Raw genomic sequence first — 24,345 nt, 5'->3', positions numbered from 1 at the left:
GAACCCATCGGTTATACTTTAGTACAACTTGTCTGACAACCTGATATTAAAGCTGCTGATCATGTAGCCAAGCGGGGTGCGCTATGAAAGTATCATTGTTCATTACATGTTTAAGCGATGCCATTTATCCGAATGTTGGGGAAGCCATGGTTCGCCTGCTGGCCGAATACGGCGTTCAACTGGATTTTCCCCAAGTGCAAACCTGCTGCGGGCAACCAGCATTTAATAGCGGCTACTGGGATGATGCGAGGAAAACCGCTACAACGATTATTAAGGCGTTTGAGGATTGTGATTTTGTTATCTCGCCATCAGGCTCCTGTACCGGCATGATCCATCATTATCCGAAGCTGTTCGAGCATGATGCCCAGATGCTGGAGAAAGCGAAGCAATTGCAAAGGAAAAGCTACGAGTTCACGCAATTTATCGTGCAAGTGCTCGGGATTACCGATCTTGGGGCATCATTTCCCCATAAAGTTACGTATCACCCGTCTTGCCATGGCAGCCGGTTACTGGGCGTGAAGGACGAACCGCTTGCCCTTATGGAAAACGTGCGGGGGCTAGAGTTGGTGCCCCTTCCTTTTGCCGAGGATTGCTGTGGTTTCGGAGGGACGTTCGCGGTGAAGATGTCACATATTTCAGGTGCGATGGTAACGGAAAAGGCCGACCATGTGCTAGAGACGGAAGCGGAAGTGTTAGTTGGCCTCGATATGGCCTGCCTCATGAATATTGGCGGCAATTTGCGGTACCGCAACAAGCCGGTACGCATTATGCATCTCGCTGAGCTTCTATATGAAGGGGTGAAAAACACGTGAGCGGAATGCAACCGAATGCGAAGGGCTCGACGGTTAAAGAGCGTGCAGAGCTGGCGCTGAATGATGACTTTCTGCGCAAGGCGGTTAAATTTACGACGGAGCGGCTTCGTTCCGGCAAAAAATCAGCAGCCGAGGAGCATGGGAATTGGGAGGAATGGCGGGAGCGCGGCAGGCAAATTCGCTTGCATACGATCGCACATCTCGACTATTACTTGAATTTGTTTGCTGACAATGCGCGGGCGAACGGCGTCCATGTCCATTTTGCGGAGACGGATGTAGAAGCAGTGAAAATTTCTTTAGCGATCGCTCAGCAGAAACAGTCGAAGTCGGTTGTGAAGTCCAAATCGATGGTGACCGAAGAGCTGCATCTGAACCATGCCTTGGCGGGCATCGGAGTTGAGGCGATTGAGACTGATCTTGGCGAATACATCATTCAGCTTGCCGGAGAAACGCCTTCCCATATTATCATTCCGGCGATTCATAAGAACCGGTACCAGATCGCAGAGCTGCTCTCCGCAGATGCGGGCGAAGCGCTGGCGCCAGATACGCAGATTTTAGCTGGCTTCGTTCGGAAGAAGCTGCGCGAGAAGTTTCTGGAAGCGGACATCGGCATGACGGGCTGCAATTTTGCAATAGCAGAGACGGGTTCCATGGTACTATTCGAAAATGAAGGAAACGCGCGAATGGTCACGACCGTCCCGCGGACGCAAATCACGCTGATGGGGATGGAGCGGATCATTCCTTCGTTCGAAGACCTTGAAGTAATGGCGACGCTGCTGCCGCGCTCTGCGACAGGCCAGAAGCTTACGGTCTATATGTCTGGCATCACGGGCCCTCGTCGGGAAGCGGATGCGGATGGTCCCGATGAGATGCACATCATCATTGTTGATAATGGGCGATCCAACCAATTAGGCGATCCGGAATTCCAAGAGCTGCTTAATTGCATACGCTGCGGCGCCTGCTTGAATGCTTGCCCGGTCTATCGGCATATTGGCGGACATGCTTACGGCGGCACGTATAGCGGGCCGATTGGAGCTGTATTGACGCCAGCACTGCAGAAAAATGTTGCGGAGTGGGACGATATCGCGAATGCTTCGAGCTTATGCGGCGCTTGTTACGAAGCATGCCCGGTCAAAATTCCGCTCCATGATATGCTCGTATACTTGCGCAGGCGGAAGGTAGAGGCTGGCCATGGCAATATGCTGGAGTCTGTCGGCATGAAAGGCTTTTCGGCTGTCATGGGCAATTCCAAAATGATGCGCGGTGCTTTGCGGATCGGCCAGCTCGGCCAGAAGCTCGTCGTTCGCGACGGGGCGATTCGGTCGAAGCTTGGGCCGTTGAAAGGCTGGAACAGCTATCGGGTAGCGCCGAGCTTGCCGAAGCAGGGCTTCCGTGACCGCTGGACGGAGATGGAACGGGATGGATTGGCGAACGCCAAGCCAATGGCAGCATCGATGAAAGCCCGAATGGAAACGATTTTGCAAGAGCGGAAGGAAGGGGACGGAGGAAATGGCGGGCACGCATGACGAATGGCTGGAACAGATGGAAACAGCTTCGCGTGCCAAGCAGCAGGCGTTTATTGATGGGCTTGCAGCGAAGTTGAAGCGGCCGCGCATTGTCGAACCGCCGCACCATCCGTTTCGGGGCGCTCCTGATTTTTGGCGCAGCTTCGAGTGGCCGATAGAGGAGCGGATTGATCGGTTTGGGGCGAATTTTCGAGCAGCGGGCGGTTATGTTGAGCGTCTGGCTGATTTGGAGGAAGCCAAGCGGTTTATCGCAGATAAAGCTGCGGAACTGGGTGCGCGGCATGTCGTGCGCCAACGGCAGCCTGAGCTGGATGCGATGGGACTAGAGGAAGCGCTGCCACAAGCGCAAGTAAAAGTGTGGAATAGCGATGGGGAAGATGATTGGTTAGCGCGAGCGGCCGAAGCGGATTTTGGCATCGTCGCTGCTGATTACGCGGTCGCTTACACAGGCTCACTCGCTGTGTTATCATCGAAGGACAAAGGGCGATCGGTTAGCTTGCTGCCCACTGTTCTGTTCGCCCTTATTTCGATTGAACGGTTGAAAACGCGCATAGGCGAGCCGTTGAAGGAGTTGGATAGGATCGGACGGGAGCAGTTGCCAGCAGGCATCCATTTTATTTCAGGACCGAGCCGCTCGGCAGACATCGAGAATGACCTAACGATTGGCGTTCATGGGCCTGGCATTGTGTATGCACTAATTATCGGGTAATTCAGCTGTAAAGCTGGCGGAATAGGAGAATTAGGTATGGATGTTGCGAAGCTGGATAAACGCAATCATTATGAGGAAATTGCGGAGCAGATTAGAACGCTTATTGAGAGCGGCAAGCTGAAGGTTGGCGATAAGCTCCCTTCGACCAAAGAGATGTCAGAGCGATTTGGGGTTGGGCGGTCAACGATGCGTGAAGCGCTAAGCGGCCTGAAAGCGATGGGCTTAATCGAAATTAGGCAAGGGGGTGGCTGCACAGTCGTGCGGACTCAGCCGTTGGCTGAATCATCGGGGCTTACGCCTACGCCTACGCTGCTAGACGGCACCTCACTGTTAGAACTGCTGGAAGCGCGGCAATCGTTAGAAGTATCCTATGCAGCAATAGCTGCCAGCAAGCGGAGCGAATCCGATGTTGAGCAGCTTCGCCTTATTATTGCACACATGGTGGAAGCCGCAGGGGATGAGGAGGCCGGCGAAAAGCTTGATGTTGCTTTTCATCAGGCGATCGCCCATGCAACGGGCAATTCTGTCATGATGCGGCTATTCGAAACGATTATGCAGCAGACAGAGACGGCGATTCGCGCCGTTCGCCGTATAGAAATGTACACGAATAAATCCGTAGCAGACCAGTTGCTGTGCGAGCACAACATTATATGTGAGGCGATTGCTGCTGGCGATGGGGAGCTTGCCGCATCAGCAATGCAAGAGCATTTGCAGCATGTCGCACGAATTGTTTCCAAACATACGGCGTAGCTGGATAACTAACTTGCGTTGATTAAGGAAAGCGAAGAGACCATAACCTTGCCTAATTGTGCAAGGTTATGGTCTCTTCCTGTCTGGATGCCCTCAGATGGCGCGGAATGCATAGAGCCGTCCTTGGGCATTCGTGTTGTTGCTGCCATCCGTTGCCCATGCAGACTCATATTCGCCTGCGAAGGAATAGCCGCAATCCCTAACCGTTCGGGTAATAGGGGCCAGGTCAGGCGATTGTTCTTCAAAGGTAAGCACGAGCAATCCGCCGGTTTTGAGTGTTCGGCGAAATTCCAGCAATGCCTCTCTTGCATCTGTCTGTTCGAGTGCTTCAATAACGGATAAGCAGAATACGGTATCGAACTTTTCATCTTCATAAGGCAATTGGGTAATGTCCGCCCGGATGAATCGAAGCGCATCGCGCTCCAATCGCTCCTGCACTGCTAGAGCATCAAGAGCGGGTTCATCGTCCGGCTGCATTTGCTCGAAAACGGATTGCAAGGAAACGATTCGAGGGCTGTGGCGGGATTCGTAATCAAGCGTGTTAGAACGAATAATGCCGCGGCTAAGCGAGGAATCCAAGACGACACGGTCAGGATGAACAAAAAGGCCCGACCAAGCCCATTCATCGGACCGGGTCCACCAAGCTGTTGGCACTTTAAAAACAAATGGGCGGTTCGCGGTGTCGGAATCGACTTGCTCCTCGTCTACCCAACGTGCTTTCCAATTGTGATCAGCATTCATGTTCGGCTTGATCCTCCTTCATCGCCGCCAGTGGAAATCGGTAGGCGTACTATTACGATATGTTTGATTGTTTTCGTCTTATGCAATAATACTGACAATCCGTCGTCAACTTTGCTGATATATGCTTAGAATCGAGAATGGATACCAGAGGGAGTGGGGAAGCAAGATGAAAGCAATGAAAACATTAGTGGGTAAAGTTGCAGTCGTAGCAGGCGCTACCCGAGGAGCTGGGCGTGCCATAGCAGTATCGTTAGGAGAGAGAGGGGCATGAAGCACGAAGCGCCGGCTAGGCAAAAGGCGGCGAGTGAAGTATAGTTAGTCTAATTGCGCGAACAAACCTGTGCGTAAAGGAGGAAGAGACCGGTGACGGCGAATCGTAAACCGTGCCCGCCAAGTTTCCGTACATTTGGCCTTGCCATACAGGCGCTTGCCGTACTCGCCAGCAATGAGCAAACATGCCCAAGCTGTACAATAGCGGATCAATTGCAATCAGAAGCGACGCTGCTTCGCAAAATATTAGCGACATTAGCGCGAGCGCAGCTGATTGAAACAAGAGAAGGGCGAGATGGCGGATATCGGCTGCTGCGTGCAGCGGATCAAATTACGTTAGCAGAAGTTTATCAAGTGCTGCAGATTAGCGAAGAGCTGGGGCGGAACATGGAAGAGGCAACAGGGCCACATCCCTACGGGATCACAATGAAGGGCGCTTTTGCCGGCTTATTGGCCGAATTAGACGAAAGTATGTTGAGGGTGCTAGAGAAGCATACTATTGCTGAATATATCGTTAGGCACTAGGGTTTTTAGCGCCAATCTGCGGCATAGGCGTGTGCTATTGACAGCATCTTTTGTTTGGACTATACTGTGTACAGAAATGAACAGTTAAATCACGTTTTTTTAAAGTTAACTGAGCGAATTTATACACAGATTATTGGAGGGATTATTAATGAGTGCAAACCAAGCTGTGAAACAAGATTTTATGACGATTATTAGTGAACGCCATTCCGTTCGTAAGTATGACCCAACTGTGAAAATTTCCCGTGAAGAGCTGACAACGATGCTGCAAGAAGCAACGCTGGCACCTTCTTCGAGCAATATGCAGCCATGGCGCTTCCTGGTCATCGAAGACCAGAAGCTGAAGGAAGAGCTTCTTCCAATTGCATTCAACCAACAACAAGTGGTTGATGCGTCGCATGTGATCGCCGTTCTGGCTGACAAAGAGTCGTACCGTCTAGCCGAGACGATCTATGATCGCGCTGAGCAAGCGGGCGTTATGGATAGCGTAACGAAACAACGTATGCTTGGCAACATCACAGGTGAGCAATCCCCGTACCGCAAAGAAGCGATCGCTAAGGACATCGGCCTTGTTGACGCGGGTTTAATTTCGATGCAGCTGATGCTCGTAGCTAAAGCTCATGGCTATGACACAGTTCCAATGGGTGGCTTCGTTAAATCGCAATTTAACGAGAAGTTCGCGGTGCCAGATCGTTATGAGACGGTAATGCTCATTGCGATCGGCAAAGCAGCTGTTCAAGCTCATGCATCGGTTCGTTTGACAGTTGACGAAGTAACATTCTGGAACAGCCTGACTTAATCCATTCTTTTCGAAAAGAAAGAACTTCTTTCTATAGATTAGAAGCCACAGGGACGTAGCATCATGCTTCGTCCCTGTGGCTTTTTGAGCTGTTAACTTTCAACAGGTTGATAAACTGAACCGGTGAACAGCCATAAGCCGCTCTTTACATCCTCGATCAAAAAGAAGAATGGACGGTCAATTCGCATATCGAACGGTTCAGGCAATGGTGTGGCTGCACCAGCCTCTCCCACAGCGATCGAAGTTACTGCTGCTGCCTCCGTTCCTTGTTCCGCTACCTCAATAATACTTTTGTGAATAACGCTATCGATGTATAGGCCAGGTACTCCTGTAATGCCAGATAGGTCAGCGTCTGCGGGAGAGAATGCAGCATGGATCCCCAGCGCCTCCAGCGATTGATTAAGTGAAGAAGCATACTCAATTTTAAATTTCGGAAGATGAACAGCCCCGTACTCCCGTTCCCAACGTTTTCCAAGCGGCAGCTTTCCTTCTGTTATTTGTTTCTCGATTTCAGCTAATGGGGTTTTCGGGCCGGGCAACACGATAAGCATTGACATCTGTCCTTCGCCATATGGCAGGCGGATAGCTTCATAACCTTCTCCTCTTGTATGCTCATATCTTCCGGATTGATTCATGTAGGAGGCGGTTGCCGTACGGCCGCTGCCCATATGGAAGGGAGCTTCTTTCGTTAAGGTTTTTTCGAAGGGAGTTTGCCACTCGCCTTTGAAGTAGATGGCATTAAGCAACATCATGACAACGCTAGGGTCAATGGCATTAGGGTCAAGCAGGGTAGGAATCATGCCATTCGTATGTTTGGATACCCAGTTGTTTATTTGGTTGGCAGTGTCTTCTGCATTCGTCCAATCCACCTCACTTGCTTGGGCATCATAACTGTTTTGCAAGGCTTGTTGAAAAGGCTTTTGAATTTTCATTTTAGGCTTTAACCACATCGAGTTAGCAAGTTGCAAGTCAATGCCGGTGCCAGGCTGTACTTGCAAATCGAGTATTTGGCTGTAACTCGAATTAATCGCATTCAGCGTATGTTTCGTCCAACCCATCGTTGCGGCAATTTCTCTCTGTGTAGCGCCGTTGGCGCCATTGTAGGCCATTGCTATAGCAGTTGAGATGCTGAGCGGACAAATAAACAGATTTTGCTCTTGATTAGCTTGTGCCAACTGTTCATGCAATCGGATGCCGAATTGATTCGACGCTTGAACTAGGGAAGAATCAATGTTGGTTGCAATGGCATCTCGTTGATTGTTTGACAGTGCGTTTATCCTGGCATTAGCACCATTGCTGTCACTCTTGCCACAGCCGCTTGGCAGTAACATTGCTATACATGCGAATGCGGCTATCCATCCCCTCAAGCGTTTCGTTCCCATATCGAGTGTCCCCCTGCTTTTTATTCTGATTTTCCTTCAAGATGGAACTATACATTCAAACGCTCAGCTGTAAGAAAATGTTGCTTAGAAACGTTTTGAAATCGATTGCAACCGATGCTATTCCATACGTATAATAGATTTTGTGGGCAGATGGACCGAATAGGCTGGTTTACATATAATAAATTCAATATGGCATAGGAGCAGTGATGATCGCATGGCATACGAAGTAACGGAAGGGTTATTTAATGGAGAGAAGGCGATATGGCTCCGAGCGGGCAAATACGAAGCCGCATTACTGCCTGAAATCGGCGCCAACCTCATCGCATTTCGCGATATAGAAGCAGGATATAAGTTTTTGCGTGAGCCAGCAGAGCAAGAGATGGACCTATTCCGCGAAAGCCCGGCTGTATACGGCATCCCGGTGCTTTTCCCGCCGAATCGTTATAGGGATGGCAAGTTTGAGGTGGCGGGCATCAAGTATGAGCTGCCTGTGAATGAGGCGTCCACAGGCAACCACCTGCACGGCTTTTTCTACGATAAACCATGGACAGTCGTGGAGAAGGGGACAAATGGGCAGGAGAGCTTCGTTGTTGTCAGTTATCTGGTTGATGAGAACGATTCAATTTACCAATACTTGCCACACCGTTTCGAAATCCGTCTCCGTTACTGCTTGTCGTCCGAGGGCCTTACCCAAACAAGCACCGTCACGAATTTAGGCAACAAAGTGATGCCTAATATGCTTGGATTCCATACAGCTTTGAATGCGCCTTTCTCATCAGAGAGCAAGCGCGAAGACGTAACGGCACATGTTACGACAGGCGTAAGGTGGGAGCTGGATGAGCGGATGCTGCCAACGGGCAGAACGATTCCGATGACGCCACTTGAGCAAGCGATGAAATCGCCAGAAGGCGGCTGGCCATATGCGGAAGCGTTAGATAATCATTATTCAGCTGAGCCAGTGAATGGCCGCAATTTGGCTGAAATTGTGGATCATCGCCTTGGACTAAAGCTTGTTTACGATGCCGGGACGAAATATAAGCAATGGATGGTTTGGAACAATAAAGCATCCGCTGGCTATATTTGCCCCGAGCCTCAAATTAATATGGTAGATGCGCCGAACGTGAATCTTCCAGATGAGACCAAAGGCTTAGTTGTTTTGCGTCCAGGAGAAGCGTGGAGCGAAACGAGTCGTTTTTATGTGGAGCGGGCATAGCGAAGCTTGTCGCAAATAAGCAGAAAAAAAGCAAGCAAATCGCATGCGCGAATGCTTGCTTTTTCCGTTATTTAACGTGTTTCTTCTATTATAATGGTGCTTCGTGCAGCTACCTTAATTTGTTTGTTTGCCAACTGGCCGCTCAACAATTCGACACCTTGTACGTCTCCAAGTTCAATCGTTTGCGCAGTGTCATGATGGTTCAAGATAAATACATAAGATTGGTTGTTTTTGGTTCTGCGTGTCGTTTCGATGCCCGATTTCGCTGGCACAATCGACAAAATTCCGTGCTTTTCGCAAATTTGCCCAAGCAATCCTTGCAGGAAGGCTGGCTCCGGGCTGGAGGCTACGTACCACGCTTCGCCTTGGCCGAACCGATTGCGGGTAACGACAGGCATTCCAGCGTAGAAATCTTGGCCGTACTCGGCAATAATGTCAGCTCCCTCTGTATGGAGAAGGTCACATAACAATCCACACGAATAGCTGCCAGCCAATGTGCCTAATGGAGCTTTCATCACGATCTCATTCCGCTGTTCTGGATATAGGGCATCGATTTCTTCAACCCAAATGCCAAGCATGTTGCGCAGCTCGCCAGGGTATCCGCCAAGCGTTACGATATCATTTTCATTGACGATGCCACTGAAGAAGGTTGTGATAAACGTGCCGCCGGCTTGGGTGAAGCGCTCCAGCTTCGCAGCTAATCCAGGCTTCACCATATATAGCACAGGTGCGATAAGCACGTCATATTGGCTGAAATCTGCATCAAGGCCGACCAGATCAGCTGCTATATTTTGCTGATAGAGCGCATCGTAATACTTGTGCACTTCGTCCGTATATTGGAGTGCAGCGGATGGGCCGCTGGAGTATTCGGTCGCCCACCAATTGTCCCAATCAAATAAAAGGCCGACCTTCGCATCGCTGCGTGCATCTAGCAGTTTATCGCCAAGTTGCTGAAGCTCGCTCCCTAACTGTGCGCATTCACGGAAGACGCGTGTGTGCTCATGTCCAGCATGCTCGATTAGTGCGCCGTGATACTTCTCGCAAGCGCCTATCGAGCGGCGAAGCTGAAAGAACATGACGCTATCTGCGCCATGAGCAACTGCTTGATAACTCCATAGCGCCATGACGCCGGGCCGCTTCAACGAGTTGTACGCTTGCCAATTTTGCTGGCTTGGCGTCTGCTCCATGAGCAGGAACGGTTGGCCTTCTTTTAGTCCGCGCATTAGGCCATGCATCATTGCCGTATAGCTTACGGGCGTATCGGCTGAAGGGTAGTTGTCCCACGAGACGATGTCCATATATTTGGCCCATTTAAAATAATCAAGCGGCTTGTAGGCGCCCATCAAATTTGTGGTGACCGGAATGTTAGGCGTATGTTTCTTCAATTCCGCATATTCTAGCCTATAGCAGTCAAGCATGCTGTCTGAGTTGAAACGTGTGTAATCGAGCGAAATGCCTTGGAAGCAGGTATGCCGGTTGGACCATTGCTCGCTAAGCATATTCGGCGGAACAATTTCTTCCCAATCATAGAAGGTATGGCCCCAAAATCGTGTATTCCATTGCTCATTAAGCTTGTCCAGTGTGCCGTATTTGTTACGCAGCCAACTGCGGAAAGCTGCAGCGCAATTGTCGCAATAACATTCACCGCCATACTCATTGGAAATATGCCAAAGCAATAACGAAGGATGGTTCTTATAGCGCTCCGCGATTTTTGCTGCTAATTTTGTCGAATACGTGCGATAAGCAAGGCTGTTCGGGCATGAGTTGTGCCGTCCGCCGAATTTGCGCTTGCGGCCTTCGAAGTCGGTGCGCAAGATGCCAGGATATTTGCGCGCCATCCATGCGGGATGGGCGCCAGTGCTGGTTGCAAGGCAAGCGTGGATGCCATTGTCTTGTAGCATCGCCATTATTTCATCTAAAGTGGAGAAATCATACGTTTCCTCGTCGGGCTGCAGCATCGCCCATGAGAATACGTTCACGGTAACGATATCCATGCCCGCCAGACGGATCATCCGCATATCTTCTGGCCACACGCTCTTGTCCCATTGCTCAGGATTATAATCGCCGCCATATAAGATTTTGGTTAGTTTTGACGAAACCAAACCATCAGCTCCTTAGTCGTTATATGTGTATTCTACAGCAATAAACTGGCGTCATACATATAACAATCAAAGGGTACCATATAATAATACGGAACATTAGGATAGCTGAAAGCTGCTTATCTGCGCCCGACTTCTGGCCATATATCTGTAATTTCAACACGCAGTTCGGAGGCAATCAGCTCTGCAGTCAAGCGCTGTGGTTTCGTGATTTTGCCATTGCGAAGCTTAGAGATGGTTTGGATCGATATGCCAGTCGATAATGATAGTTGGCTTGTCGAAATATCTCGTTTCGCCATCCATATTTTGAGTTTCATGCCAGGTTGCCCCGAGTCATTCGCTTCCTTCAGATCCCAGACAGAAAACGCATATTCTTGAATTGCGCCGAATCCGTCGAATATAGGACAAATTGTAGCACGCATCTCCAGCCCGCTTATGTCCTCGAAGCTAATCGTACGTACGACAATATCGCATGAATTGCTCTCTGTGCTTGCGGTGGATAACTGCGTTTTAATCATCTCGTGCTCATTCGGATCCAAGAAGTCGAAGATCGACTGGTGCAAGGGCGAATGGTCTACGTTAGAAAGCGGCGAGTAGTTTTGGTGAAACTTGCGCACGATATATTCATTATCGCAAATGCCGATGTTAAGCGCTTTTTTAACCGTGGATTGTTGTTCTAGCCATTTGTCCGCACTCATATCCTTGGCAATAATCAAATAATAGGTGCGGCCGCTGTCTTCTTCACCCAAATAGGGAAGCGGCTTAGTTTCCATCGTAATGGATTTGGTGTTGCCAAAACTAGGCTGGAGTGTCGTTTCAATAATCCCATTGGCCAGGGCAGGCTGCTTGTTGCTATAAAGCCTTGGGAAAAGCTGTCGAATCTGCATCGCCTGCAATCTATCGATCTCGTAACCGGTCATTCGTATAAAAGCAGGGTTGGCTTCGGTTATCGTAAGGGAACGGCCGGACCGTCGAACGACGGCTAGTGGCTGCTCAATCGTGTCGAAAATATGCCGAAATATGTCCTACCATTCCTCTCTGAATTTATTTCTATCAAGGTTCAAGTATAGGCTTATTGGACCTTACGGACAATGATTCTTTTTAGCTAAAATGGTAATTGATTTGTTTCGTAAAGGGGTTGATGATTTAAAAAATTAAACCCGCCCATAGATAAACGACGATAACTTGCCAAAAGGGCCCAATCACCGGATGACACGGCCACTTTCGTCTCTGAGCGTGCTTTATCGTCGTAAGCTTTACCGATAAGATAGGATATACCCATGGGACAATACGTCCCCGGCGAGCCATCAGGGGGTCAGACATCATGAATGAATTGAATGAATTAACATGCATTATCGAAGGTTGCAGCAAGACAGTTAAGGCAAAAGGATTGTGTGCCATGCATCATCAACGCATGCTGCGGCACGGCGATCCGCAAATTGTGAAGACCCGAAGCGCCAAGCAGCCCGTCCGGTGCAATTGGATCGGTTGTGTGCGCTCAGCAATCAGTAAGGGGTGGTGTTCCAAACATTATTACATCAATCGAACATATGGGGGAGATAGTCGTAAGCAAAATTAACGGTTATGTTATGTGAACGTTAATTATATGTTAGATAGGGGTAAATAAAGTTAACTTAAATTATGAAAATGGGGTTTCAAATTTTCAACGTTCTTGTATAATGGGTTTAATTAACGCCGACAGGGGGTGTGACCTTTGCCGAGACTAGCTGCGCCGCCTTATGGCATTACGATGCATGACTTGTATTTGTACAATGAAGGTGCGTTGTATCAAAGCTATCGGACATTCGGTGCCCACCGAATGAAGTGGAAAAGAAAGCTCGGTGTACGTTTCACCGTATGGGCTCCCAATGCAGTCAGCGTTAGAGTAGCGGGTGACTTTAACGATTGGGATGGGACGAATGATGAGTTGGAGAAATTCGGAACATCCGGCGTATGGTCAGGGTTTGTGCCTGGCCTCAAAGAAGGCGCAAGATACAAGTATGAGATCATTGCTTCTGATGGAACCAAATTGCTCAAAGCCGATCCCTATGCTTTCGGTGCTGAATTAAGGCCAAATACCGCATCAATCGTTACAGACCTGAACGGGTACGAATGGAACGACTCAGCATGGATGGACAATAAGCGAAGCACCTTCGATCGACCGCTCCTCATTTATGAAGTGCATGCCGGCTCCTGGAAAATCCATGGCAAGGAGCAATTCCTCTCCTACACCGAGCTGGCCGACCAATTAGTCGACTATGCAGCTTCAATGGGCTACACCCATATTGAGCTGATGCCGCTCGCCGAGCATCCTTTTGATCGGTCATGGGGTTACCAGATTACCGGGTTCTACGCTGCTACCAGCCGATATGGCTCGCCGAAGCAGTTGATGCATTTCATTGATCGTTGTCATCAAATGGGCTTAGGCGTCATCCTCGATTGGGTGCCGGGCCATTTTGTCAAAGATGAACATGGGCTGCGTGAATTCGATGGGACACCGCTTTACGAAGGGCCGAACTGGCGCAAAGCCGAAAAGCCGTTATGGGGCACGTTGTCCTTTGATTTTGGCAGAAGCGAGGTTGTCGGCTATCTTGTATCGAATGCGTTGTTCTGGTTAGATTATTTCCACATTGACGGCTTGCGAGTGGATGCTGTCGCTCACATGGTGGATCTCCACATGGATAAACCGCCCGATTATTGCACACTTAACCCCTATGGCGGCAAAGAAGACCTGGACGCTCTCCGGTTTCTGCGCACGCTGAACGAAGTTGTCTTTCACTACTATCCCGAGACGCTAATGATTGCCGAAGACTCCTCTGCCCAACCGGCTGTCACATCGCCTACCTACCTCGGCGGACTCGGATTCAACTACAAATGGAATATGGGCTGGATGAACGACATCCTGCGCTATATGCGCCTTGATCCAGCTGAACGCAAACATCACCATAATCTCATCACGTTCTCACTCCTATATGCATTCTCCGAAAACTATGTTTTGCCGCTCTCGCATGACGAAGTCGTGCATGGCAAACGTTCTTTACTCCACAAAATGCCTGGCTCCTATGAAGATAAATTCGCACAGTTACGGTTGTTATATGGATATTGGATTGCTCACCCCGGGAAAAAGCTGCTTTTCATGGGCAGTGAATGGGGGCAATTCGACGAATGGAAAGATCTCGACCAGCTCGATTGGATGATCTTGGATTACCCGTTGCACGCAAGCATGCATCGTTATGTTCGGCGGCTGAACGGCGTTTATCGCTCAACTCCATCGTTATGGGAACGCGATCAAGCTCCTGATAGCTTCCGTTGGATCGATGTACATAACACAGAACAAAGCGTTATCTGCTTTGAACGCCGCGGCAGAGAGTGGGATGAGATTTCTGTTATCATCTGTAACTTCTCTAGCAATGATTATGGGCACTACCGGATCGGCGTTCCTGAAGAAGGTTACTATGAATTAGCGATTCATAGCGGCGAAGATGGATCAGAAGATGGCGGCACGACGTCAGCCTGGGCAGTGCATAGCGATCCGATCCCGTACCATGGCCGCGAGCAAAGCATTGAATTCCGGCTTATGCCGTTTTCATTTTTATTGTTCACCTACGAGGGCGAGAGGTAACAACATATTTTAACTGGGGGTTGATGTCTATGGGGCGTAAAGAAATGGTCGCCATGCTGCTCGCCGGGGGAGAAGGAAAGAGACTCGGTGTACTGACGAAAGACTTGGCAAAGCCGGCCGTTTACTTTGGCGGGAAATATCGCATTATTGATTTCACGCTAAGCAATTGCGCTCATTCAGGCATAGACACTGTAGGGGTGTTAACACAATATCAGCCACTGGTGTTAAACCGGTATCTTGGTATTGGGAGCCCGTGGGGACTTGACCGCCGTGATGGCGGAATGGCTGTACTGCCGCCGTTCGTGAAGCAAAAGGGCGGCGTTTGGTACAAGGGAACAGCTAACGCAATCTATCAAAATATGGGCTTCATCGACCGTTCTGATCCGGATTATGTTCTCATTATTTCAGGTGATCACATCTACAAGATGGATTACGAGAAAATGCTTGCGCATCACAAAAAGACTGGCGCGGATGTGACGATCGCCGGCTTAGAAGTGCCTTGGAAGGAAGCGAGCCGATTTGGCATCATGCACGCTGATGATGAAGACCGGATCACGGCGTTTGAGGAAAAACCGAAGGTGCCGACAAGCAACACGGCGTCGATGGGAATCTATATATTCTCCTGGCCTGTCCTACAGCGTTATCTGATTCGCGACGAGGCGAATCGCCATTCGACGAACGATTTTGGCAAAGATATATTGCCTGCGATGTTAAGGGACGGCATGAATATGTTCGTCTATCCGTTCCGTGGCTACTGGAAGGATGTTGGCACGATCGAGAGCTTATGGGAAGCGAATATGGATTTGCTGGATGATCGGCCGCCGCTCGATCTCACGGATCCGGAATGGCGCATCTACTCCGTCAGCCCGAATCGTCCTGCTCAATATATAGCGCCTCAAGCTTCTGTTGTCTCATCCATCGTAACAGAGGGATGCTTGATTGAAGGCGAAGTGAACCGATCCGTTATTTTCTATGGTGTCCACGCGGCTAGGGACAGCGTCATACGTGAATCAGTCGTCATGCCGAATGCGAAGATCGGTGTCGGTGCGCGGTTGTACCGAACGATTGTTGGAGATGGGGCGGTCATTGCGGACGGCGTAACGATCGGCCACCCGGACCAGGCTTCCATTACGGTCGTAGGAAGCGATGAATTCATTTCTAACTACAAAGCGCTGCTGGAGGTGGAGCCTTCATGAAAAATAAAGTAATGGGCGTCATTAACTTGATCCATGAGCCAGACGAATTGGAAATATTAACGGCTGGCCGTTGCCCGGCTACCGTCCCGTTCGGCGGACGTTACCGCTTGATCGATTTTATGCTGTCCAACATGGTGAACAGCGGGATTTCCCGAGTAGCCGTGTTTGCGCATACCAAATATCGGTCGCTGATGGATCATCTTGGCTCCGGCAAGCATTGGGATTTGCACAATCGGCAGAGCGGGCTCTTTATTCTGCCGCCTTCCTCCGATGACCAACAGGAGCTGCGCCGCGGTGACCTTTATCATATGTTCCAAAATCGGGATTATTTCACGCGCAGCCAACAGGAATTTGTTGTTATTTCGCGCAGTCACGTCATTTGCAATATTGACTTGAGGCCTGTTATCGACTTCCACGAACGCCAAGACGCTGACATTACCGTCGTATGCAAACGGCAAACGGATTTGATTCCGGGCAAAAGCCGCAAAGTGGAGCTCAATAGCGCAGGGCGAGTAATTGGCATGCAGGATCATTATGGCCGAATGAACAGTGATCTGCTCTCTACCGAAATCTATGTGATGCGTCGTGAGTTTCTTATGGAGCTCGTTGAAACATCACTGGCACAAGGGCAAGAGCATCTCGTTCGCCATGCGATTATGTCCCGGCTGGACCGGCTAAATGTTTATGGATATTTGTTCGAAGGGTATCTCGGCATGGTTAATACGCTAGACAGCTACTATTGGAACAACATGCAAATGCTCCGTTCCGATGTGTGGAAAGAGGTATTCTTCCGTCCGGGCCCGATCTACACGAAAGTGAAGGATGAGCCTCCTGCAAGGTATTTGGAAGGGGCGAAGGTAACGGGTTCGCTAATCGCCAACGGCTGCGTAGTCGAAGGCATGGTCATAAACAGTGTGTTGTTCCGCGGGGTTAAGGTGCGTAAAGGCGCAATAATTCGCAACAGCATTGTGATGCAGAACGGCATAATTGGCGAGAACAGCGTCTTGGATTATGCAATATTGGATAAGGATGTCGTCATCGATCAAGGGCGCGATATTCGCGGTGCGGCAGGTTCGCCGTTTCTAGCGGGCAAGCGCAAAGTTATTTAAAGCAGAGAGGGGGAAGTGCAGTGAACGTATTGTTTGCCACTTCGGAGGCTGTGCCTTTGGCTAAATCCGGCGGGTTAGGCGATGTAGCTGGCGCATTGCCTAAGGCACTTAACGAACGGGGAGCCGATACGCGTGTCGTGCTTCCCAAGTACGCGGATATTCCTTTGGCTTATCTTGAACGGTTCGAGACGATTCACACTTTTTCGTTCCGTTTCGGTTGGCGCCATCAATATTGCGGCTTGCTGCGCGGTGAAATCGATGGGGTTATTTTCTACCTCATCGATAATGAGCAGTACTTCTTGCGAGGCGGTTTGTACGGGTATGATGATGACCCGGAACGATTCGTTTTCTTCAACTTTGCAATAGCGGAATGCTTGCCTCATCTTGGCTTCGTGCCAGATGTGATTCACTGCCATGACTGGCAGACGGCGTTGCTTCCGTTTCTGCTCAAGACCCGTTATGCCTATGATCCATTATGCCGGTCCGTCCGTACGGTATTTACGATTCATAACCTTAGGTACCAGGGCGTATTTGGCCAAAAGCTGCTTCAGGATCTCGTCGGGATGGACGATTTTTGGTTTTGGACAAGCGGCCTCGAGTTTTATGGTGCGGCCAACTGCATGAAAGCAGGGCTTCAATATGCGGACAAGCTGACGACCGTAAGCGAGACATACGCGCAAGAAATCCAAACCGAATATTGGGGCGAGCGGCTCGATGGCGTGATTCGCTGGCGTGCCTCGGATCTTCACGGCATCCTTAACGGCATTGATACAGACAGCTTTGATCCGATGAATGACCCTGCGGTACATACCCCGTATAGGGGCTCGATTAGCCGCAAACGCAAAAATAAACTAATCCTGCAGCGTGAATTAGGCTTGCCCGAATCAGAATCAACGCCGGTAATCGGGGTTGTGACGAGGCTTGTGGAACAAAAAGGGATCGATCTGATCGATCGCGTGCTGGGCGATTTGTTGGATGAAGGGATACAGCTTGTGTTTCTTGGTGCAGGGGATTACCGGTATGAGGAAATGCTGCGTGGCGCTGCAGCTTGGAGGCCGGAGCAGCTCGCCGTTCGGCTAGGTTACGATGATGGGTTGGCTAGGCGCATATATGCGGGATCGGACATGTTCCTGATGCCGTCATTGTTCGAACCATGCGGGTTGAGCCAATTGATCTCGCTCCGCTATCGTACCGTTCCGATCGTAAGGGAAACCGGAGGGCTGCGTGACACGGTACAGCCATACGACGAATATACGAAAACAGGAAACGGTTTCACATTCGCCAACTACAATGCGCATGATATGCTTCATACCGTACGCCGGGCGGTGCAGCTGTACCGCGAGGATGAGGAAGCATGGAAGGCGATCGTAGCTAATGGTGCGAAAGAAGATTACAGCTGGAGCCGTTCAGCAAAGTCGTATATGTCCCTCTACGAAGAACTTCTGCCTTTGCGAAAGGAGACAGAACAATGGCCCGTCACCTCGTAATCGGAAATGGCAAGATGCTTCTTAACATCGACAACCATTGTTTTATTCGGGATATTTACTATCCTTTCGTTGGACAGCTTAACCATGTGGGGGGCCAGACCTGCCGTTTCGGCATCTGGGCTTCCGGCCGGTTCGTATGGTTGGACGACCCAGGCTGGAAATTCGAGCTTGAATACATCGAAGGCTCTCTCGTTACGAACGTCATTGCAAGGCATGAAGCGTTAGGCGTTCAACTCCACATCAATGATGGCATTCATCAGCGTGAATGTATTTATATTAAACGTGTGGTCGTCCGCAATCTTGCGGGCGAACCACGCGAATTCCGCCTATTTTTCCACCAGGACCTTATGATCGACGGCTCAGAGGTAGGGGATACGGCCGCTTATTATCCAGAGAACCATACGCTTCTCCACTATAAGCGTTCGTCCTACTTTATGTTTAACGGCTTCTCTGACGAGGGTGGCATTATGCAGTATTCGACCGGTATCAAACGTTTTCATTCGGCTGAAGGCACATGGCGGGATGCAGAGGATGGCGTGTTGATGGGCAATGCTATTGCGCAGGGCTCAGTTGACAGTACGCTTAGCTTCCGAACTGTCGTGCCGCCAGGCGGAGAGAAGACGGTCTATTACTGGATGTCAATCGGCAAGAGCTTGGAGGAAGTAAAGGAATTAAACCAGTATGTGCAGGAGAACCATCCGGAAAAGCTGCTTAGCCGAATCGTAATCTACTGGAAGCATTGGCTGAATCGTGCGGACAAAGATATGGGCGACCTGCCTGCCGAAGTTGTAAGCAGCTTCAGGCAGAGCCTGCTTATGGTACGGACACAGACGGATGAGAATGGCGCCATCATTGCGGCGAATGATACCGATATTTTGCAATACAATCGGGATCATTATAGCTATATGTGGCCACGTGACGGCGCGTTAATCGCGGAGGCGATGTCGGCTGCAGGCTTCCAAAGCGTGATTGCCCCGTTTTTCCATTTTTGTGCGCAGGCGTTGGCACCAGAAGGATATTTGTACCATAAGTACAACCCTGATGGAACGGTTGGATCTAGCTGGCATCCTTATATCGTCCAAGGGAGCCGGAGGCTGCCGATCCAAGAAGACGAGACGGCGCTCGTCCTGTTTGCGTTATGGAAGGATTACACGAGGCATCAGGTCATTGAGCTGCCGCAGTCGCTATATTCGAACCTGATTCGCAAATCAGCCCATTTTCTAACGGAATATATGGAGCACAGCCTGTCGCTGCCTAGACCGAGTTATGATCTGTGGGAGGAGCGCTACGGGATCTGGACGTATACGGCCTCTTCGGTGTATGGCGGATTGATGGCGGCAGCCTTTTTTACAGAGCTATTCGGGGACTATGAACGCAGCGACCATTACCGGGATACGGCGCAGTCGATTAAACGCGGCATTCTCACCCATCTGTGGGACGAAGAATCCGGGCGGTTCGCACGGGGCCTCGTCCAGAAGGACAACCGCTGGGTTAAGGATATGACGCTAGAGAGCAGCCTGTTTGCCATTTGGGAGTTCGGTGTTCTGCCGGTCGATGACGAGCGGGTTGTGCGGACGATGCAGGCCATTAAGGAAGGGCTGAGCATACGGACGCAAGTAGGCGGCATTGCCCGTTATACGAACGATTATTACTTCCAGCAATCTGGCGATATCGAGAAAGTGCCGGGCAATCCATGGATTATATGTACATTGTGGGTAGCTAACTATGAGATCGAAGCCGCGCAAAGCCTTGAAGATTTGGAAGGGCCATGCCGGACGCTGCAATGGGTAGTGGAGCACGCGCTTCAGAGCGGCGTGCTGCCTGAGCAGCTTAATCCGTACGATGGAGCGCCGTTGTCGGTAGCGCCGCTGACATGGTCGCATGCCACGTTCGTTCAGAGCGTGACGAAGTATGCGCGAAAATACAGGTCGCTAAAAGGTTAGCCAAAAGCCGTTTCTGCTGCTGATGATTCAGTTGCAGAAACGGCTTTTATTTTGGGGAAAAGTGGTATGGGAATTGAGCTGGCAAACGGTAGAGCTGTGCCGGATGGATATGCAATAATAAGGAGGACAACGGGTTGCAAGCTTTGCTTGCTTGCGAATGGAGGCAATAACAATGGGACTAGCGCTCGAGGTAAAGAATGCAACAGAGCAGGATCTGCCTGCCATTGTGGAAATTTATAACTCGACGGTCGCGAGCCGGATGGTGACGGCGGATTTGGAGCCCGTGACGGTCGAAAGCCGGATGAAATGGTTTCATGAAAGGGATTGGCAAACGCGCCCGATCTGGGTAGCGCGCCAAAGCGGCCAAATCGTCGGCTGGGTCAGTTTTCAGCCGTATTATGCGCGTGAGGCTTATCGTGCAACGGCTGAACTGAGCATATATATTGGACCGGATTACCGGGGAACAGGAATTGGCGGAGCGCTGCTGCAGGAGGCGATTCGTGGTTGTGCGAAGCTGGGCATTAAGACGCTGATCGGGCTCGTATTCGGGCATAATGCCCCAAGCCTTCGCCTGCTCGCCAAATTCGGTTTCGAGCAATGGGGGCTCCTTCCAGGAGCATGCGAACTCGATGGCGTAGAACGGGATGTCGTGTTAATGGGGCGTAAAGTGTAGCGGCATCATCCGTTTGGGCAGCTAATCAAAGAACAAGGGCTTCCGCCGCGCCGTAGCGCAAGCGGAAGCCCTTGTTCGCTTTAGTGGATGTTAATCGGCTTAGAACCAGCCAGCGCGAAGAACGATTACGAGAAGAATATAGAGAACGAGAATAACGCCGATGCTAGTGCAAATTGTGCCCACTCCGCCAAGACCGCCGTATCCGTGTCCCGTAGCGCCTGCAACAGGGTATCCCATAGTTCATGACCTCCTAATTGGTACTGTGTGGTGATTGATGTCTCATATCACATTGTTAATATATGTAGATGCAGGGCATATGTTATGGACGTTTATACCGGTTTTTGCGGAATTGAGCATTCGCCTAGATGGGAACGCCATGCGATTAAAGGCCATTATGTCCTGGCATGCCAAAAGCCGGCTTGATGCCAGTAGAGCCGGCTTTTGCGTTTATGGGCAAGCAGGAGGAAGCGGACGCCTGCCTGCAAATTGGCGGATATGTTTGATTCGGGATTCCGCCCGATGGGTTTTCTGGCAGCCGACAACAATTTGGGAAGCTGCGCCGGCACTCGTAATGGTTATGCAGCCGACCGACAAGAGCGGGCAGGCGTTGAACCGTTCCATTTCCACCTTGCTGTCATCATCATTGGCATCGTAGAGCACGGGCAACGGCCGGTCGAAGATCGTATAGGATTCGAAAAACACGTCGCCAGCGTATGGATGATCCTCCTGCCGCTGTACAGCGAGGCCTACAAGCATGGCTTTGGAGTCCACGCGATCACCGATTTGCAAGACGCCAGCCTGCGCGATTGTATTAATATCGATTCCACCGACTTCGTATGTGCGGCCGGAGCAACATTGCGGTTCCGGAAAGGCCGGATCAGGCAGTTCAATATTCAAATAAATAATTGGCATGCTAATAAATCCCGAGCATTATAATGCAATCGTAACGGGTTCTGACTCAAGCGCTCCGAATTGCGGCTCTCCGATCGCATTATCTGCACCCTCAGGCAATTGAAGCGGTGCAATTGGGCCGACGACGACGGATTCTGGCGGCGTATCGAACATCGAGTAGAGCGACACGGTTTCCGTATCGCCAACTTGAAGCATGGATGAACTGGATACGCCTAGCACCTCAATGGAGCCTACGCACACTTCGTGGTTAATGACATACATTTTCATACGGTATTAACGCCTCCTGCTTGGGGCCCTCCACCTGATAACTTCATTAAGTACTGGCGGAAAGCCATTTCGATATCGCGGATTGCCTTCGTCGTTACCTGCTCTTCGATGGCGTTGCCATCTTGTTCATTGTCATCTTGGCCCTTGGTCACTTGCTGCATATAATATTGAATCCGCTGTGGCATTTGCTTACGAATGTCTTCGATGACGATACGTCGGTGGTAGGGGTCAAGCGGCAAGTCTTGCTCCATCTCCAATGCACTTAAGCGGATTGGGGCTGTCTGGTCCAGATAGTCGTTTACTCGTGACTGGATGGCAGGAAAGGGTGGAGGTGGCTTCATCACGCCTGGGGGAGCAGTTGGAAATACGTTCGGCGTCTTTTGGCTCGGCCCTTCGCCATTCCCGTCATTGCCGGCTTGCCCGCTAGCTATTCCTTTCTTGGCTTGTTGAACGATCAGTTGATCGATATCGCTATCACTGCCGTCCGACGGCGGCTGAATGCCGATATTGAGCGTGCCGTCCAACTTCTCGACCTTGAGCTGGTCAAAATGGTATTCCAACTTCTCGATATTGTAAGTCGGCTTCCCTTCAACAGCCCTTAGCTGTGCATGCATAGCTTCCATTCTGGCATTTAGCATCGCGATCTGCTCCTGCTGTTGCTTGAACATTAGCTGCACTTGCTGCACCCATGAAGGCCAACCCGGCCAGCTCGCTGGCTGTTGCTGATCGGGTGAAATCGCGGGCTGAGGCTGCCGTGGCGGATAACCGTTATCGGGGATGGTCATTCATGAGCACCTCGCTTATGGGATCGAATTAATTCGGATTTGGGAGCGGGACGAAAGACAACGGATTCTCTTCGCCTAATTGAGGTGCAGGCCCAGAAAAACCGCCGGAGTTATACAGCTGGGATAGGGAGCGAATGGAGCCAGCGCTGCCGACTTGCAGCACCGAGCTATTGGAGACGCTATCCACGCGGAGCTGATTAATCGTAATTTGTTGATAAACCGTCCAGTTGCTCATATGACATTTACGCCGTTTCCAACTTCGTTTGTTGTATTGTCTTGAACGTCTGGATCGATTGTATTCGTCGCGCTGAGCGCATTATTGGAGTTAGCCAAACCGCCTGTTAGGAAAGAGCCCGCACCAGCATACGTTTTGGAAGCGCTGGAAGGCGACAATTGCACCGCATCTCCGAATTGGATGATCGCGCTGGAGCCGACGCTTGTAATATTGACGAAGCCCACGACAGAAGGCATACGTTCTCCAACCTCCTTCACAAAAGTCGTTCGATATACCGCTATCGTATGCGTGAAGCGTACATTGGTTCCGCTCCTGCCCATACGATTATTGTCACCGATGTACCAGATGCGGGCGCTGTGGCATATGATAATGCATAGTGTTGGTGATGCTGGCGTCGAGCGAGGAAGGAGAGGTGCATTGTGTCGAGGTGGGATGAACTTGAACGATGGATGCAAGAGCAGCAGCTTCCTCGCGGCTTCGAAGCGTTGAAAAATACAGGATGGATTGAACGGTATGTGAAAACAATGATGACCAAAGCGATGCCTGAGCAAATGGCACAGACGGTGCAGGCATCACAGCAGGGGCATAGCCGTGCAGAAACGTTCGAAACCCATCATTTTATTGTTGTGAAATGGCCGCTCCCTCAAGGGGCCCATCCTTCTTCGCTTCGGCTGCTCGTTCGAGAGGACCGTATTCGCATTGAGGGCTTGCCTAGCGGAGAGAAGGAGACGGTAAAACTGCCGAAGCCTATCCTTCCGCGCGTGTGCAAAGCATTGTGCCAAGATGGCATCTTGCAGGTGAAGCTGCGCAAAAGGCCAGTAAACCGGCAATATTACGAGACGACAATCCGTTATTAACGAACATTTGTCATCATTTTGACGCACAAGCCTACTGGAAACGTTATCTTCATTCCTATATAATGTAGCGAGGCGGATTTTGTAAGGGGCATGCCCTTCTAATTCGCTGTTTACATACGTATTGACTATCATTGGCTATCTAGCTTGAGTGACCAATCATCGCATAAGATACAGGGGGTTCCTTCATGACGCTAGTAGATGTCAGCAGCGTGTCTCCGGCTCTGTTTGTACTTGGTGCCGTATTCATTTTGCTCATTTTCTCTTTGCTCAGCCTAGGCATTGTAAAAATGTTTCAGCTCCGGTTCCGTTCGGGCTGGTACTCGTTCGGCGGCGCGGTTGTTAGCGCAGTTGTTTTTGCAGTTATTTTAAACCGATGGTTTGTTTGACGCGAAGTTAGGATGACCATCACCAATTTCCGCTAGCGGAATTGCCGGGA

26 protein-coding genes and 1 pseudogene are annotated in these 24,345 nt (G+C 50.4%); 17 read left to right on the top strand and 10 right to left on the bottom strand.

The window, feature by feature from the left end:
* Window positions 1-83 precede the first annotated feature (83 nt).
* Genes GON22_RS14295 through GON22_RS14280 form a run of 4 tightly spaced genes read left to right on the top strand, consistent with a single transcriptional unit; the run spans window position 84 to window position 3,797 of the window.
* The gene (locus tag GON22_RS14295; RefSeq protein ID WP_160396776.1) at window positions 84-812 is read left to right on the top strand and encodes a (Fe-S)-binding protein; all 729 of its coding nucleotides are present in this window, start codon (window positions 84-86) and stop codon (window positions 810-812) included.
* 5 nt (window positions 813-817) lie between these two features.
* Window positions 818-2,338, top strand: coding sequence for a LutB/LldF family L-lactate oxidation iron-sulfur protein (locus GON22_RS14290; RefSeq protein WP_160396847.1), 1,521 nt, complete (start codon window positions 818-820; stop codon window positions 2,336-2,338).
* On the top strand, window positions 2,322-3,047 hold the full coding sequence (locus GON22_RS14285; RefSeq protein ID WP_160396775.1) for a LutC/YkgG family protein: 726 nt from the start codon (window positions 2,322-2,324) through the stop codon (window positions 3,045-3,047). Before GON22_RS14290 ends, GON22_RS14285 begins: the two co-directional genes overlap by 17 nt.
* A 36-nt stretch (window positions 3,048-3,083) precedes the next feature.
* Window positions 3,084-3,797: a FadR/GntR family transcriptional regulator gene (locus tag GON22_RS14280; protein ID WP_160396774.1), complete on the top strand. Its 714-nt coding sequence runs from the start codon at window positions 3,084-3,086 to the stop codon at window positions 3,795-3,797.
* Between the two features lie 93 nt (window positions 3,798-3,890).
* Here the strand turns inward: GON22_RS14280 and GON22_RS14275 are convergent, their stop codons facing one another.
* Window positions 3,891-4,538, bottom strand: coding sequence for a class I SAM-dependent methyltransferase (locus GON22_RS14275; protein WP_160396773.1), 648 nt, complete (start codon window positions 4,536-4,538; stop codon window positions 3,891-3,893).
* 175 nt (window positions 4,539-4,713) lie between these two features.
* Between GON22_RS14275 and GON22_RS14270 the strand changes: the two are divergent.
* The 3 genes and pseudogenes from GON22_RS14270 to GON22_RS14260 all read left to right on the top strand — a co-directional run.
* Window positions 4,714-4,806 (top strand): annotated as a pseudogene (locus tag GON22_RS14270) (short-chain dehydrogenase); the annotation flags it as partial.
* 95 nt (window positions 4,807-4,901) lie between these two features.
* A complete protein-coding gene (locus tag GON22_RS14265; RefSeq protein ID WP_160396772.1) occupies window positions 4,902-5,333 on the top strand; it encodes an Rrf2 family transcriptional regulator in 432 nt (143 codons plus the stop codon).
* 148 nt (window positions 5,334-5,481) lie between these two features.
* Window positions 5,482-6,129, top strand: a complete 648-nt coding sequence (locus tag GON22_RS14260) for a nitroreductase family protein (protein WP_160396771.1) — start codon at window positions 5,482-5,484, stop codon at window positions 6,127-6,129.
* A 92-nt stretch (window positions 6,130-6,221) separates the two neighbouring features.
* Here the strand turns inward: GON22_RS14260 and GON22_RS14255 are convergent, their stop codons facing one another.
* Complete coding sequence (locus GON22_RS14255; RefSeq protein WP_160396770.1) at window positions 6,222-7,511, bottom strand: serpin family protein; 1,290 nt, start codon at window positions 7,509-7,511, stop codon at window positions 6,222-6,224.
* Window positions 7,512-7,725: 214 nt separating this feature from the next.
* Between GON22_RS14255 and GON22_RS14250 the strand changes: the two genes are divergently transcribed.
* Window positions 7,726-8,724 carry an aldose 1-epimerase gene (locus GON22_RS14250; RefSeq protein ID WP_160396769.1) on the top strand — a complete coding sequence of 333 codons (999 nt, stop codon included), beginning with the start codon at window positions 7,726-7,728 and terminating at the stop codon, window positions 8,722-8,724.
* 71 nt (window positions 8,725-8,795) lie between these two features.
* Here GON22_RS14250 and GON22_RS14245 read toward each other — a convergent pair whose 3' ends face one another.
* Both GON22_RS14245 and GON22_RS26575 read right to left on the bottom strand, forming a co-directional pair.
* A complete protein-coding gene (locus GON22_RS14245) occupies window positions 8,796-10,826 on the bottom strand; it encodes a beta-galactosidase (RefSeq protein WP_160396768.1) in 2,031 nt (676 codons plus the stop codon).
* 116 nt (window positions 10,827-10,942) lie between these two features.
* Window positions 10,943-11,833 carry a helix-turn-helix domain-containing protein gene (locus GON22_RS26575; RefSeq protein WP_336604314.1) on the bottom strand — a complete coding sequence of 297 codons (891 nt, stop codon included), beginning with the start codon at window positions 11,831-11,833 and terminating at the stop codon, window positions 10,943-10,945.
* 314 nt (window positions 11,834-12,147) lie between these two features.
* Here GON22_RS26575 and GON22_RS14235 point away from each other — a divergent pair, with 314 nt between their 5' ends.
* The 7 genes from GON22_RS14235 to GON22_RS14205 all read left to right on the top strand — a co-directional run bounded on the left by GON22_RS14235 (window position 12,148) and on the right by GON22_RS14205 (window position 20,853).
* Window positions 12,148-12,402, top strand: a complete 255-nt coding sequence (locus GON22_RS14235; protein ID WP_160396766.1) for a hypothetical protein — start codon at window positions 12,148-12,150, stop codon at window positions 12,400-12,402.
* 135 nt (window positions 12,403-12,537) lie between these two features.
* Entirely contained in the window at window positions 12,538-14,445 is a 1,908-nt protein-coding gene (gene glgB / locus GON22_RS14230; RefSeq protein WP_160396765.1) for a 1,4-alpha-glucan branching protein GlgB, read from the top strand.
* Window positions 14,446-14,474: 29 nt separating this feature from the next.
* Window positions 14,475-15,641 carry a glucose-1-phosphate adenylyltransferase gene (locus tag GON22_RS14225; RefSeq protein ID WP_160396764.1) on the top strand — a complete coding sequence of 389 codons (1,167 nt, stop codon included), beginning with the start codon at window positions 14,475-14,477 and terminating at the stop codon, window positions 15,639-15,641.
* The gene (gene glgD, locus GON22_RS14220) at window positions 15,638-16,750 is read left to right on the top strand and encodes a glucose-1-phosphate adenylyltransferase subunit GlgD (protein WP_160396763.1); all 1,113 of its coding nucleotides are present in this window, start codon (window positions 15,638-15,640) and stop codon (window positions 16,748-16,750) included. The genes GON22_RS14225 and glgD overlap by 4 nt, the downstream gene beginning before the upstream one ends.
* A 20-nt stretch (window positions 16,751-16,770) precedes the next feature.
* Entirely contained in the window at window positions 16,771-18,237 is a 1,467-nt protein-coding gene (gene glgA / locus GON22_RS14215) for a glycogen synthase GlgA (protein WP_160396762.1), read from the top strand.
* The gene (locus GON22_RS14210; RefSeq protein ID WP_160396761.1) at window positions 18,219-20,180 is read left to right on the top strand and encodes a glycoside hydrolase family 15 protein; all 1,962 of its coding nucleotides are present in this window, start codon (window positions 18,219-18,221) and stop codon (window positions 20,178-20,180) included. The genes glgA and GON22_RS14210 overlap by 19 nt, the downstream gene beginning before the upstream one ends.
* Before the next feature lie 172 nt (window positions 20,181-20,352).
* Window positions 20,353-20,853 carry a GNAT family N-acetyltransferase gene (locus GON22_RS14205; RefSeq protein WP_160396760.1) on the top strand — a complete coding sequence of 167 codons (501 nt, stop codon included), beginning with the start codon at window positions 20,353-20,355 and terminating at the stop codon, window positions 20,851-20,853.
* 99 nt (window positions 20,854-20,952) lie between these two features.
* On the opposite strand, the gene GON22_RS14200 is transcribed toward GON22_RS14205, so the two are convergent.
* The 6 genes from GON22_RS14200 to GON22_RS14175 form a co-directional block, all read right to left on the bottom strand.
* Window positions 20,953-21,090, bottom strand: coding sequence for a sporulation protein YjcZ (locus tag GON22_RS14200; RefSeq protein ID WP_160396759.1), 138 nt, complete (start codon window positions 21,088-21,090; stop codon window positions 20,953-20,955).
* Window positions 21,091-21,300: 210 nt separating this feature from the next.
* Window positions 21,301-21,765: a spore germination protein GerPE gene (locus GON22_RS14195; RefSeq protein ID WP_160396758.1), complete on the bottom strand. Its 465-nt coding sequence runs from the start codon at window positions 21,763-21,765 to the stop codon at window positions 21,301-21,303.
* An 18-nt stretch (window positions 21,766-21,783) separates the two neighbouring features.
* A complete protein-coding gene (locus GON22_RS14190) occupies window positions 21,784-22,032 on the bottom strand; it encodes a hypothetical protein (protein WP_160396757.1) in 249 nt (82 codons plus the stop codon).
* On the bottom strand, window positions 22,029-22,817 hold the full coding sequence (gene gerPC / locus GON22_RS14185; RefSeq protein ID WP_160396756.1) for a spore germination protein GerPC: 789 nt from the start codon (window positions 22,815-22,817) through the stop codon (window positions 22,029-22,031). The genes GON22_RS14190 and gerPC overlap by 4 nt, the downstream gene beginning before the upstream one ends.
* A gap of 28 nt (window positions 22,818-22,845) precedes the next feature.
* Entirely contained in the window at window positions 22,846-23,052 is a 207-nt protein-coding gene (locus tag GON22_RS14180) for a spore germination protein GerPB (RefSeq protein WP_160396755.1), read from the bottom strand.
* Window positions 23,049-23,288: a spore germination protein gene (locus GON22_RS14175; RefSeq protein ID WP_160396754.1), complete on the bottom strand. Its 240-nt coding sequence runs from the start codon at window positions 23,286-23,288 to the stop codon at window positions 23,049-23,051. The genes GON22_RS14180 and GON22_RS14175 overlap by 4 nt, the downstream gene beginning before the upstream one ends.
* A 183-nt stretch (window positions 23,289-23,471) precedes the next feature.
* Here GON22_RS14175 and GON22_RS14170 point away from each other — a divergent pair, with 183 nt between their 5' ends.
* Together GON22_RS14170 and GON22_RS14165 are read left to right on the top strand one after the other, a co-directional pair.
* The gene (locus GON22_RS14170; protein WP_336604312.1) at window positions 23,472-23,909 is read left to right on the top strand and encodes an Hsp20/alpha crystallin family protein; all 438 of its coding nucleotides are present in this window, start codon (window positions 23,472-23,474) and stop codon (window positions 23,907-23,909) included.
* A gap of 185 nt (window positions 23,910-24,094) precedes the next feature.
* A complete protein-coding gene (locus GON22_RS14165; protein ID WP_160396753.1) occupies window positions 24,095-24,295 on the top strand; it encodes a hypothetical protein in 201 nt (66 codons plus the stop codon).
* The last annotated feature ends 50 nt before the right edge of the window (window positions 24,296-24,345 follow it).

It is taken from the genome of Paenibacillus sp. MMS18-CY102 (genome assembly GCF_009789195.1).
Classification (GTDB): Bacteria; Bacillota; Bacilli; order Paenibacillales; family Paenibacillaceae; genus Paenibacillus_T.
The sequence above is the reverse complement of the archived record's forward strand: the minus strand, read 5'-3'. Positions and strand labels throughout refer to the sequence as shown.

Bases quoted from the DNA above. Each gene is read 5' to 3' on its own strand.
- glgD (WP_160396763.1), top strand. From the start codon at position 15,638: ATGAAAAATAAAGTAATGGGCGTCATTAACTTGATCCATGAGCCAGAC.
- GON22_RS14165 (WP_160396753.1), top strand. From the start codon at position 24,095: ATGACGCTAGTAGATGTCAGCAGCGTGTCTCCGGCTCTGTTTGTACTT.
- GON22_RS14195 (WP_160396758.1), bottom strand. From the start codon at position 21,765: ATGCCAATTATTTATTTGAATATTGAACTGCCTGATCCGGCCTTTCCG.
- GON22_RS14200 (WP_160396759.1), bottom strand. From the start codon at position 21,090: ATGGGATACCCTGTTGCAGGCGCTACGGGACACGGATACGGCGGTCTT.
- GON22_RS14260 (WP_160396771.1), top strand. From the start codon at position 5,482: ATGAGTGCAAACCAAGCTGTGAAACAAGATTTTATGACGATTATTAGT.
- GON22_RS14290 (WP_160396847.1), top strand. From the start codon at position 818: ATGCAACCGAATGCGAAGGGCTCGACGGTTAAAGAGCGTGCAGAGCTG.
- GON22_RS14190 (WP_160396757.1), bottom strand. From the start codon at position 22,032: ATGAAAATGTATGTCATTAACCACGAAGTGTGCGTAGGCTCCATTGAG.
- GON22_RS14180 (WP_160396755.1), bottom strand. From the start codon at position 23,052: ATGAGCAACTGGACGGTTTATCAACAAATTACGATTAATCAGCTCCGC.
- GON22_RS14175 (WP_160396754.1), bottom strand. From the start codon at position 23,288: ATGCCTTCTGTCGTGGGCTTCGTCAATATTACAAGCGTCGGCTCCAGC.
- GON22_RS14280 (WP_160396774.1), top strand. From the start codon at position 3,084: ATGGATGTTGCGAAGCTGGATAAACGCAATCATTATGAGGAAATTGCG.
- GON22_RS14250 (WP_160396769.1), top strand. From the start codon at position 7,726: ATGGCATACGAAGTAACGGAAGGGTTATTTAATGGAGAGAAGGCGATA.
- gerPC (WP_160396756.1), bottom strand. From the start codon at position 22,817: ATGACCATCCCCGATAACGGTTATCCGCCACGGCAGCCTCAGCCCGCG.
- GON22_RS14295 (WP_160396776.1), top strand. From the start codon at position 84: ATGAAAGTATCATTGTTCATTACATGTTTAAGCGATGCCATTTATCCG.
- GON22_RS14205 (WP_160396760.1), top strand. From the start codon at position 20,353: ATGGGACTAGCGCTCGAGGTAAAGAATGCAACAGAGCAGGATCTGCCT.
- GON22_RS14255 (WP_160396770.1), bottom strand. From the start codon at position 7,511: ATGGGAACGAAACGCTTGAGGGGATGGATAGCCGCATTCGCATGTATA.
- GON22_RS14225 (WP_160396764.1), top strand. From the start codon at position 14,475: ATGGGGCGTAAAGAAATGGTCGCCATGCTGCTCGCCGGGGGAGAAGGA.
- GON22_RS14235 (WP_160396766.1), top strand. From the start codon at position 12,148: ATGAATGAATTGAATGAATTAACATGCATTATCGAAGGTTGCAGCAAG.
- GON22_RS14275 (WP_160396773.1), bottom strand. From the start codon at position 4,538: ATGAATGCTGATCACAATTGGAAAGCACGTTGGGTAGACGAGGAGCAA.
- GON22_RS14285 (WP_160396775.1), top strand. From the start codon at position 2,322: ATGGCGGGCACGCATGACGAATGGCTGGAACAGATGGAAACAGCTTCG.
- GON22_RS14210 (WP_160396761.1), top strand. From the start codon at position 18,219: ATGGCCCGTCACCTCGTAATCGGAAATGGCAAGATGCTTCTTAACATC.